The sequence below is a fragment of the Pseudomonas sp. 10-1B genome (genome assembly GCF_000935045.1).
Classification (GTDB): Bacteria; Pseudomonadota; Gammaproteobacteria; order Pseudomonadales; family Pseudomonadaceae; genus Aquipseudomonas.
The window spans coordinates 338,681-349,542 of record NZ_JYKS01000015.1; the positions used below are offsets into that span (position 1 = coordinate 338,681).

General features: G+C 60.6%; 7 protein-coding genes. All 7 read right to left on the reverse strand.

Annotation, left to right across the window (positions count from 1 at the left end; translation table 11 throughout):
- Nucleotides 1–61 precede the first annotated feature (61 nt).
- The 7 genes from tssA to TZ03_RS11655 all read right to left on the reverse strand — a co-directional run bounded on the left by tssA (nucleotide 62) and on the right by TZ03_RS11655 (nucleotide 10,824).
- Complete coding sequence (tssA, locus tag TZ03_RS11630; RefSeq protein ID WP_051097736.1) at nucleotides 62–1,648, reverse strand: type VI secretion system protein TssA; 1,587 nt, start codon at nucleotides 1,646–1,648, stop codon at nucleotides 62–64.
- Entirely contained in the window at nucleotides 1,645–4,941 is a 3,297-nt protein-coding gene (locus TZ03_RS11635; RefSeq protein ID WP_152645432.1) for an ImcF-related family protein, read from the reverse strand. Before TZ03_RS11635 ends, tssA begins: the two co-directional genes overlap by 4 nt.
- Nucleotides 4,942–4,959: 18 nt before the next feature.
- Nucleotides 4,960–6,102, reverse strand: coding sequence for a hypothetical protein (locus TZ03_RS11640; RefSeq protein WP_236692816.1), 1,143 nt, complete (start codon nucleotides 6,100–6,102; stop codon nucleotides 4,960–4,962).
- Between the two features lie 83 nt (nucleotides 6,103–6,185).
- Nucleotides 6,186–6,449: a PAAR domain-containing protein gene (locus TZ03_RS28690; RefSeq protein WP_082056614.1), complete on the reverse strand. Its 264-nt coding sequence runs from the start codon at nucleotides 6,447–6,449 to the stop codon at nucleotides 6,186–6,188.
- 42 nt (nucleotides 6,450–6,491) lie between these two features.
- Complete coding sequence (locus TZ03_RS11645) at nucleotides 6,492–7,670, reverse strand: sel1 repeat family protein (protein ID WP_321163307.1); 1,179 nt, start codon at nucleotides 7,668–7,670, stop codon at nucleotides 6,492–6,494.
- 86 nt (nucleotides 7,671–7,756) lie between these two features.
- Nucleotides 7,757–9,574: a phospholipase D-like domain-containing protein gene (locus TZ03_RS11650; protein WP_051097740.1), complete on the reverse strand. Its 1,818-nt coding sequence runs from the start codon at nucleotides 9,572–9,574 to the stop codon at nucleotides 7,757–7,759.
- A gap of 71 nt (nucleotides 9,575–9,645) precedes the next feature.
- Nucleotides 9,646–10,824: a sel1 repeat family protein gene (locus tag TZ03_RS11655; RefSeq protein WP_152645424.1), complete on the reverse strand. Its 1,179-nt coding sequence runs from the start codon at nucleotides 10,822–10,824 to the stop codon at nucleotides 9,646–9,648.
- Between the last annotated feature and the right edge of the window lie 38 nt (nucleotides 10,825–10,862).

Below are 10,862 nucleotides of genomic sequence, written 5' to 3' on the forward strand. Positions count from 1 at the left end.
GTCGAAGTAGCGAAGGGTCAGGTTGTCATCGGTACTCAAAGTGATCGTTCCTTGTATGGCCTCAGCCGCAGAGCACTGCAGCTCGCACAGGGTCCAGTGCCACCAGCGCAGCCAGCTGCGCCTCTATCTGCCTGGCCAGGGCAGGCCGGTCGGCATCGTTGCGCAGGGTTTTCGCACGTAGCAGTTTCAGCAGCCGCGCCTTGACCTCGAAGCACAGCGCCGGCTCCCATTCGTCCAGCGCATGGCGTTGCGCACTGGCGTCCAGGTCGCAGAACAGGTTCAGGGCCAGTTCGCTTTTGCCGTGTTGCTCCGCCACACGCGCCATCACCAGGCGCAACAGCCAGCGCTGGCGCCCGCTGTCCAGTTCCGGGCGCGCGGCCAACCAGGCCAGCGCCTGTTCGACGCCCTCCGTGTCAGCCTGGGCCAATGCTTCATGCTCCAGCGCCAACACCGCGTTGCCGGCCTCGGCCGGGCTGGCTGCAGCAGCGGGCAACCATTGCTGCCCCAGCCCGGCAGTGACGTGCTGGTTGATCCAGTCGCGGGTGGTTTCATCGGCAAAGGCGGTGCCGTCGCTCCAGCGCAGCGCCTCCAGCCCTGGCAAGCGTTGCAGCAGCATGCCGAGATCATCTCTGACGATGCTCGCCCAGGCGTTTTGGGGGGCTGGCGATTTACTCAGCGCCTGATGCAGGCACCACTGCAAGTCCAGCCAAAAATGGTTTACCCCCTCGGCATAAAGGCACTCGACCTGCTCCAGCAATTCGCCCCAGCTTTGCTGCACGTACAGCCGTTGCAGCCGGGCGCGGGACTCGCCACGCGGTGGAGCCAGGCGGGTAATGCCGTGAGCGTCCTGGGCTGGCAATTGGTGCACGGTATCCCAGCGCAGGCTTTTCATCAGACGGTGCGCGGCCAACCAGCCATCAGGTTGATCACGCAGGTAGCGCGCCAGGTTGCGCGCACTGTCGAGCAAGTCGCGCCCGGACTTGATCGGGGCCGCGCCTGGGCCGACGGGCTTGCTGTTGGCAGCGTGCTCGGCGCTGGTCTGCGGCACAATCGCATCGACGCCACCGGCCTGTACCAGCCGCACGGTCAGGGCGTTGTAAAGCGGCGCAAGGTGCGGCCGGTGTGCGGGCGGCCAGGCGCTGAGGCCGTGCTCCAGCCACACCAGCGCCGCGACAGTGCGCTCGGCTTCAGCCTTGACCACTTGCGGGTACAGCGACAGGCTGTCGAGCACCTTACTGCTAGCCAGCCACTCCAGCGCGGCTTTGCGCGCCGTGGCGCGCGCAGGCAGCACCTGGCTGGCAAAGCGCTCGACCAAGGCTGCCAACAGGCTCAGACCATCAGCCAACCCCGTTTCACCGTCGTTGTGCAGCCGGGCCCACAGGTAGTAAGTAGCAATACGCAAGTCCTTGCTGGTGGTCTCGAGCAGCTTGCGCGCGGCTTGGACAACCTGCTCGGCATCAGCCCCGGAGAGCTTGTTGACCTCCTCGCGCATCCGCTGGAAGTCATCCTCGTAGCCCGGGTCCTGCCCCACCGGCGAATCACCTGGAATGGGTTGCAACCAAGGCTCCCAGCACTGCGCATGCTGACGGGCGACCAACAACGGGTCGGCACCCGCCAGGCACCGCTCGACCAGTTTCTGCAGGCTCATGGCGCGTCCTCGTTGTGTGCGTAGCGTTGTGCTTTGCCGCCCTCCAGCAGGAAGATCTGCCGCGGCAAGCTGAAGTCGCGGAGCTTGAGCAACGCCATCGGCCCTGCGCCGAGTTCGGTACGCAAGTCCCAGGTCAGGTTCAGGCCATCGGCTGCCTTGAGTTGCAGCTTGTAGCGGCTGTCACCCGCGTCCAGCGGCGTCACCTGCGCCTGTTCCAGCAAACGGATCAGCCCCCAGGTGCCCTGGATGTAGGCAAACAGCCGCTCGCCGTCGAACACGCTGGTCCAGGTCAGGCTCACGCCGGGGCCGTCGCTCTGCCCGGGCCAGGTGAAGCGCTGCCAGCGTTCGCGCTGGTTGTAGTAGTGGTGTGTTTCGCCGTTGAGGATGAAGGTGGTTTGCACCACATCGCGCACCGGCTTGCCACGCAGTTCGAAACTCACCCCCATACCGCCATCGGTAAACAGCACATCAGCCAGCTCGCCAAGCTGATTGATCGCCGTGAGGAACGCGGGGTTGAAACGCAGGCCCTGGCTGTTGCGCGGGTCGGCCACCCAGCGGCTGCCCTCTTTGCGCAGCAGGCCATTGAGCTGCTCGTGCAGGAAGCGATCGATACGCCCGGTATCGGCGCGGATCAGTTGGCCGAGCATGGGCAGCGAAGCATCGCTGGGGGTGGCGGCGAACGGGTAACGACCCGCGAAAGCGTTGTTCCAATCGTCGACGATCGCCCGTTGCCAAGCCCTGTTCAGGCCCTCGGCAGAGGGCTGCAACACGCGCTGCCAGGCCTGCTCCAACGGCTCGACGAACAGCGTCTGGGCCGCCCTGCTCCACTCGTTGCCCAGGCTGGCGGCGATCAGGCTACCGTAGGACTGGGTATCGGTGAGGTCGACGCGCTTGCCCTGGAATACCGTCTGCGCCAGGGCCTGGGTCATGGCTTGCGGGTCGGGCGCGCTGGTGATCTGTTGCAACTTCAAGCGCACGCCGGTGACCTGGGTGAGAAATGCCTGCAAGCTGAGGTGGTCGTCGCTTTGCTGCCCTTCGGCACGCTTGCCCAGCAACGCCAGCAACGGGCCGAAGGTGCGCTCCAGCGGGCCAGGGCTGGCTTGCGTCGTTGGCCCGATCGGCGGCTTTTTATCCTGGCCGATCAGGTTCTGCGCGGACTCGATCAACGAATCCGCCAGGGCCTGGCCACGCAGACCCGCCTGCCCTTGATAGGCCAGCGTGTCCATCAGCGCGATCAAGGGGGACTGGCGGGTATCGCTCATCAGGCTCAATTGGCTGATCACCTCGTCCAGCGTCCTGCCCTTGCGCCAACGCAGGCTGTTGAGAAACGCCAGCCAGGCGTTGCTGTAGTCGTTGAAGTAGCGGGCGGTGAGCCGTTCGCGCAGCTGCTCGGGGCTGAGTTCGCGGGTGATGTCACTGGGGTTGTCGCTAAGCACCCAGTCGATCTCTTCACGGCGCGCCTTGGCGGCAGCGTCGATGGCCCCGCGCACCTGGCCTTCCCAGGCCTGACGGGTGAATACGCCGGGGACGCTGGCCGTGGTGGAGAACAAGGGGCCGGGGTCGGTATCGCCGACCATCTGCGCCAGGGCCACGGCCGGGTAGTGGTTGGCGGCGGTGTCCAGGGCCTGCTGGTACAGGCTGGTTTCGGCGTTGCGCTGGCCAAGCTGGTCGAGCAGGATCTGGCGGACCTGGGCGATCAGTTTCGGCTCGGCCTCGATCGCCCAGTCCGGGTTGGCGGGCAGGCGCTCGGCGTAGAACGACCAGATGCCGGGTTCGGTCTTGCCCAGGGTCTGGACCAGGAAGTCGGCGTCAGCCTTGTCGGGGCGAGCGAGCATCAGGTAGGCCTTGAGCTGGGTGTAGGCCGCTTGTGCGCGCCGGGCGCGTTCGGGGCTGGCCGGTGGCAGTTTGACCAGCGCGCCGAGCTGGGCTTGCAGACGCGCTGCGGCCGGTTCGCGCACACGCTGGTGCAGGGCTTGCACGTAGTGCGGCCAGGCGACATCGCGCAGGGTGCGGGTGTGGTCCAGGCCAAAACGGTAGTACCAGGGGGCGCCGTGTTCGACGCGGTAGTCCAGCCGGGACACTTCGAGGCTCAGCTCGCGCAAGGCGGCCATGGGGTCGCTGCCCTCGGCTGGATGCTGCAGGGTCGCCAGTGCCTGGTTTACCTTGATGATTTCGGCATGGTTGCTGGCGAAGGACACTAACAAGCCGACGGCCCAAATGGCGGCGAGGCTCAGTACAGCAACGTAGGTCGCTCGGGGTAGGCTCCAGCCCAGGCGCCTGGCGCTACCCACATTCGCACTCAGCACGCCGCTCCACTCAGGAGTTACCTGCCAGTGGTGGTCCAGACCAGGCCGGCCCTTTCGTGGGGTCGCCAAGCTGAACCATACGCCACGCAACGAGACGGTACGTTCACTCCACACAGCGCCCAACGCGCTTGAACGCTCGTCTTCAAGATCGCGTGACAAACGCAACAGGAAATCATGTTCAGGATCGTTGTTGAGCTGCGCCAGGCCAGCTTCGCGCAAAGGCCGCACAAGCGAGTGTAAAAGTTCGCGCAGTTGCGCATCATCTACCTTTGATGGCAACCAGCAACCTACCGGCTGCACCGCGCGCGTCTCTTGCGACCACGCGCTGCTGCACACTTGCCACAGGTGCAGCGGCAATTGCCAACGCAACTCAAGGGCCAGGTCTCGCAGGCGCCGGGCCCCCAGGCTCATGGCTACGGCATCATCGCGTTGCGCCTTGTTCAGTGCCCAGACAACAGCCTCAGGCGCATGCCAGTGGCACAGCTTTCTCCACCCGTTCACCAGCTCGTGGTCGATTGCCGTTTGTGCACTGCCGCCCCACAATAAAAGTGTGTGCCGGTCGACCAACCAGCGCTTGTCACTCAGACCGGGGGCAATCGCATCAATCTGCGCGGCGTCGCCTACCACCAACAATACCCGGACCTTGCGGCGCCAAAACCGGCCATGGTGTTCACGCAGGCAACCGGTAACTGCATGCAAAAGCGCATCCGGGTCAGCAATGCCTCCTCCGGAAATATCAACCGTCAACGGCGCCAGTTCGCTGTCGCAGTGCTGACTGTATGCTCGCTTGGCGAGCCTTCGGGCGATCAGCAGATAGCCTAGGCCCAACGCGATGACAGCGGCGGATGAACCCGCCACAAGGCTCCATAGTTCAAGTCCCGACATTGGGCCGCCTGCTATGCCGAACAACTCTGGCTGCTGCCATCCCCAAGCTGCAAGCACCGCTACCGTTATCAGCAAGACACCGAACAGCAGCCACCACCCCATCGTTTGCATTTGAAATTCCTAATTCGCTGGCGCAGGAGAGGGTACGATCACGGTGCTCCAGAGCACCGAAGCCGCAGAGCGCTCACCGCTGAAAATGATCTGCACACCGGCGCCCTGCTTGATGTTCTGGGTAGCCGCGGCCAGGGCCAACCATGGCGCGGCCCTGCCCGGGTGCCCAAGCATGGCGTCCAGGTTATGGACAAGGCCATCGAGCTCGGCTGGCAGGCGCATGAAGACCGTACCAAGTGCCGGCTCATGACCCGCGTCGATGCCCACGCGCCAGCCATGGTCGAGTGCGTCGCGCTCCTTGTCTGCCCAGTTCAAGGACTGGTCGACAGCGCTGCACCACGCTTCGCTGGTTTGCTCGCAGGCCTGTTGTGGTCGGTGCAGGCGGGCAATCGGCGGTAGGGTAGACGCGCCGAGCGGATTGCCAAGCAATAGTCCGACGGCCACTTCGGCCGTGCCCACAGGCTGGGATGGTGCAACCTGGCAGGAGACCACCAGCAGCAAAGAACGATCCTCGCTGCGCTGGTCGAGCCAGTGATCGAGAACACCAAGCCCACAGCCCGGCAGCGTCGTAGCGGGCTGTCGGTTAGCCGAGCTGCCCCATGCCTCTTGCCATATCCTGTGGATTTCACTCGCTGGCAAACTGCTGTCGACATCCAACAGCACGGCCAAGGGGACATCCGCCGGTAGCTGCGAAAGCGTCTCGGCCAAGTCTGCGAGCACTCGGTTCAAGGCTGCCAGCAACCTATGCTCCGCGGTGCTTCCTGCTTCTATCGGCAACCGGCTGTGCCGAGCTATGTCACCCGCCCAGGCAGGCTGTGTTCTGATCGCGCGTAGCCCGCTTAGCAACGCTTCGAGTTGAGTAACCCAGCTTTGCCCTGGCACCTGGAGCCCAGTGTGTAACGTGGCATCCAAAACCTGTACAAAACGCCGGCCTTGGTTAATCTTGCCTGCGTAGTCTTCCTCACGGGCCTGGTCCCAACCATCCGCTGCATGCCGTAACCCCAGGTAGTGCAAGATGCGCACGGCCAACAGCAGGCACCAACCCAAGAGCACGCCAGCCGCGACCAGCCACCAGATACGCAACGATTGCTCAGCCAGTGGTTGGCTGGCAAACACCAGTACCCCGGCGGCGCCCAACAGCAGGAAAAGCATCAGCAAGCCCGACCACAGCCAGAGTCGAGGCATACCAGGGCGCACCGCCACGGGTGGTAATTGGTCGAGACTGACTGGCATGATCAGCGCGTGCCCGCTTCAGGCAACGATGTGATCAGCGCACAGCCGCAGGCACATAAATGACCGTTGAACGCTACCGGCAGACCGTTATCGCTGAATGTCGCGTGACCTTCGGCTATCATCGTGCGCCCATGCCCTGGTAGCGGGCAGAACACCGGATCCCCTTGCCGAGCTACAGCGATACCGGCGAAACGCATTGTGCTGGACCCAGACAATACAGTGCCACCACTGCTCGTTTTGTCGCCAACCCGAATAACTCCACGCATCTATAACCTCGACTTGTTGTCAAACAGAATATTTAATGCACTTCAACCGAGCAGTCCCCACTCAACACGCTTCTCGCACTGCATCGGTTTGTCCCGCAATGGCCAAATGCGCGGTTCTTTCCAGTTCATCGTGTACCGCGGCATGACTTCGCCTTGCTCGAAGTAGCGAGTCGTCTCTCGCAGGCTGGTGATCATGACTTTCCAATAACCACTCTCCGGGCAGGGTTGGTCGCTTTCGCAGATCATCACCGGGAAGTTGGCATCGCTGAACGACGGAGAGCCCGGCATGGGTTTGCCGGTGGCCGGGTCGAGGACTTTCTCCTTGGCTAACTTGCGGATCAGCGCTTCGCTGGGTTTTTCTGGCGGGACATTGGCCAGGCGGTCCTCCAGCCATTTAAGCTTGCCGTCCCATGGGGGGAGTTTGGCCGGAGGTAGCGGGACTATTTCGTTGATTTCGGGAACCGTGGGATTGGCGTATGAATAATTAGCTAGCACCTTCCAGATTTTCCTGTATCGTTCGGCACGTTCCAAATCCTCCTTTTGACCAAGATAGTTAAGTTTGTCCTGTGGAGACGGCCCTTGAAAGGCCATTTCCAGGAACCCACTCGAGGTCTCATGGCCAGCGGCCACCCCAAACTGGAAGGCTTCGACTGCCTGTGAATAGTGTCCGGCCTGTTTCAAATAGACCCCTAAATTCACTGCTGCCTCCCCGTGACCTTGTTGCGCCGCGCATTGCCACATCTGCTGCGCTACATTCGGTGCAATATCTATGGGAGCCAATTTCTCTGCCACATAATACTGAGCAAGCGCGCTGCCCTCATCGGCAGCTTTACGGTAGTAACGCAGCGCCATTTCCTGATCCATCCGCAGGCCAGCCGAACCTTGATCAAGAAATATGCCGACGAAGTAATAACCTGTCGCGACCCCCGCCTCAATCAATCTCTGACTTAATCGCAGGTGCTCTCCTCTACCAATCTCAAATCGCCCACGCATAGCACCATTCTGCAGGTTGATATTGGCCTTGAAATGATCATGCTCCATTGCAATTCTATAGAGCCGTGCAATTTCAATATCCACGGCCCTATCACGTTTGAGTAGGTTGTTTTTTTGCAACCATCGCGCATATTTAAACAGGACATCAGCTTCCGCTGGCGGCTCTGGGATTTTTTCATGCACACAACTGAAATCCAGCTTGGCTTGTATATTTTCCAGCGAATCCACAGCCACCCCCTTGGACGAGTACACGTAACCAGGCTCATTGCTGCACGCAGACAGCAATAGGCCTATCAACAGTAAGCCACACCACATCAATCAAGATCCCTAATCACTCTATCTTCATAACGAAACTCAACTAGAGAACATGCCGGCATTTTCTTTGAACGCTGAAGTCCTTTGTTATCCTCCAGAATTCTGCCCCATTCTCTAAACGCATCCGCCGCTTTATCCTGTCCCCCTCTCCCACCCGTATGCAGCCCCCACAACCGCCGCCTCAACGCCTGCGTCACACTCGCCCACTCGTAGGCAATATTCAGTTCACTATCAACTTGCATACTTCGCGTATTGATATTCGCCGAGCCGTGCGTGGTGAATACATCATTGACGATCATCAACTTCGAATGGATATACACCGGCGTCCATGGCTGCCCCGCTGGCGAGTCCGGTGCAACCAACGAACACAGGTGTACCTTGAGCCCTGGAATATCCTCCGGCCTGATCGTGCTTTCTTCGATTTCCTGAATGTGCCCATCGAGTTCCGCCTGCCATTCTTCAGCAGCACGTTTACCCATGTAGTCATTCGGCCCGTCCACAGGCGGCCGTGGCGGTGCTTTTCTTTTCACCTGCTCGATGCGCAACAACTTGGTCACGCCCGGAATGGTGTCCGCACGCCCCAGGCTTTCGATCATCCGCTGGGTATTCACCGTCCCTGCGCCGATACCCTCGTCGCTGGCATTGGTGACGACGAACAGGTGCAAAGCACCATGAAGCCCCGGATCGCGCCCGCCAGCGGTCTGCTCCAATGCGGCCTTCTTGATTGCTTCGGCCAGCGGCGGCCAGCGGAAATACTGGTTCTCGATGTAGATGAACTGCGTGGCATTGTTGACTGCCTGCAGGTACAGCTTCTCGATCTCACGCCGCCCCTCCTGGGCCTGGGTGCGCAGCAACTGGCCCATCATCGGCGTACCTGTCCCCGTGTTGAAATCCAACTTCTGCGCCACGGCAATCGCCTGTCGCGATGCCAGCAGGTCTTCGCCGGTTTCCTTGCGCCAGGCACTGGCGAAGTTGTGGTGCAGGTGCTCGACAAGCGGCCCTCTGATCTGGCAGGAGATGTCCTGGCGCGGCTGCACGCCGCGCGGGCCGCGATTGGGCGCCGGTTTGTCGTAGCCACTGCGGTTCAGCGCGGAGTGCTGGTCGGTGTCCCAGTATTCGTCGAGCATGTTGTGCCCCATGACGAAACCTACCGCGCAATCTGCCAACTCGTAGTCCACCAGCACGCTTTTCTGGTGATGGGTGGCGGACAACCGCAAGGTCTGGCGCATGCGGGCACTGATGGCGCTATCGAGGCTGTGGTATTTGACCTGATGGGCCACTTCGGCCCGCTCGCGCCAGGAAAAACCACGGCTGACGAACACCGGAAGCCCGCTGTCGACACGCCCGGCAGCCTCGCTGTCGGCCACCCTGCAAGCAGCGAACCACTCACGGTCAAACGCGTACTGTGCCTCGCTCGAACTCTGCAGGGCGCGGTCGCTGAGGCGTATGGGCCCTTTGCCAGGCAGGTTGGCCTCACCCGCCATGCCAGCGGCATTGAGTGGCATCTCCCAGCCGAGCACGCGCACCTGCACCCCTTCACGGGCCTTGGCCATCAGCAGCTCGCCGATACTGGGCGCCTTGCCGTCGCGGATGAAGTACATCGACGGCTGGAAACCCCAGCAGATGATGTCGATGGATTTTTTCGCGCTGGCAATGGCCAGGTGCACCGCCCTGAACGTTTCCTCACCGTTCACCAACGGCTCGTAACTGGCCGGTGCCGGGTGGTACTGGGTATCGCAGACGAACCACGGGGCGGTAAGGACGCACTCGTTGGTTTCCCGTAGCGCTAGCGGTACGGTGATTTCGATCTGGCTCATTACAACTTGCCCTCAAACACTTTCGGTTCTCGCGTGACCAAGTTCACAGCTCAAACGATGCAGACCAGAGTTCAGCCAAGCAAACCCCACTCGACTCGCTTTACGCACTGCATCGGTTTGTCCCGCAATGGCCAAATACGCGGTTCTTTCCAGCTCATCGTGTACCGCGGCATGATTTCGCCTTGCTCGAAGTAGCGAGTAGTCTCTCGCAGGCTGGTGATCATGACCTTCCAATAACCACTCTCCGGGCAGGGTTGGTCGCTTTCGCAAATCAGCACCGGGAAGTTGGCATCGCTGAACGAGGGTGAGCCCGGCATGGGTTTGCCGGTGGCCGGGTCGAGGACTTTCTCCTTGGCCAACTTGCGAATTAGCGCTTCGCTGGGTTTTTCTGGCGGGATATTGGCCAGGCGGTCCTCCAGCCATTTAAGCTTGCCGTCCCATGGGGGGAGTTTGGCCGGAGGCAGTGGGACTATTTCGTTAATTTCGGGAACCGTGGGATTTGCGTAAGAATAGTTGCCCAACACGGCACCAATAATTCTATAGCGCTCAGCGCGCCCCAAGTCCTCTTTTAAACCCAAGTAATGAAGCGCATCTTCTGGCTCCGGACCTCGGAAGCCTTTTGAAAGGAATGAACTTGATATTTCGTCGCCAGCAGCTACTCCAAGTTGGAACGCTTCGAGTGATTCTACGTAGCGCCCTATATTTTTTAAATTCACCCCCAAAGATACCGCCGCACCACCATGACCTTGTTGCGCCGCGCACGCTCGCATCTGCCGTGCTACATCCGGAGCAATATCTATAGGGGCCAATTTCTCTGCCACATAATACTGGGCAAGCGCGCTACCCTCATCGGCAGCTTTACGGTAGTAACGCAGCGCCATTTCCTGATCTTTCCGCAGGCCAGCCGAACCTTGTTCGAGAAATATGCCGACGAAGTAATAGCCTGTCGCGACCTTCGAATCAATCAACCTCTGGCTTAACCGCAGGTGCTCTCCTCGACTGATTTCGAATTGCCCACGCATAGCACCATTTTGCAGATTTATATTGGCCTTGAAATGATCATGCTCCATTGCAACTCTATAGAGCCTAGCAATTTCAATATTCACTTTTCCGTCGCGCTTGAGTTGATTGTTTTTTTGCAGCCATCGTGCATATTTAAAAAGCATGTCAGCTTCCGCTGCCGGCTCTGGAATATTTTCATACGCACAACTGAACTCCAGCTTAGCTTTTACGTCTGCTAGTGGATCCATATCATCCCCTCCATACGAAAACCTGCTTACTTCAGCAC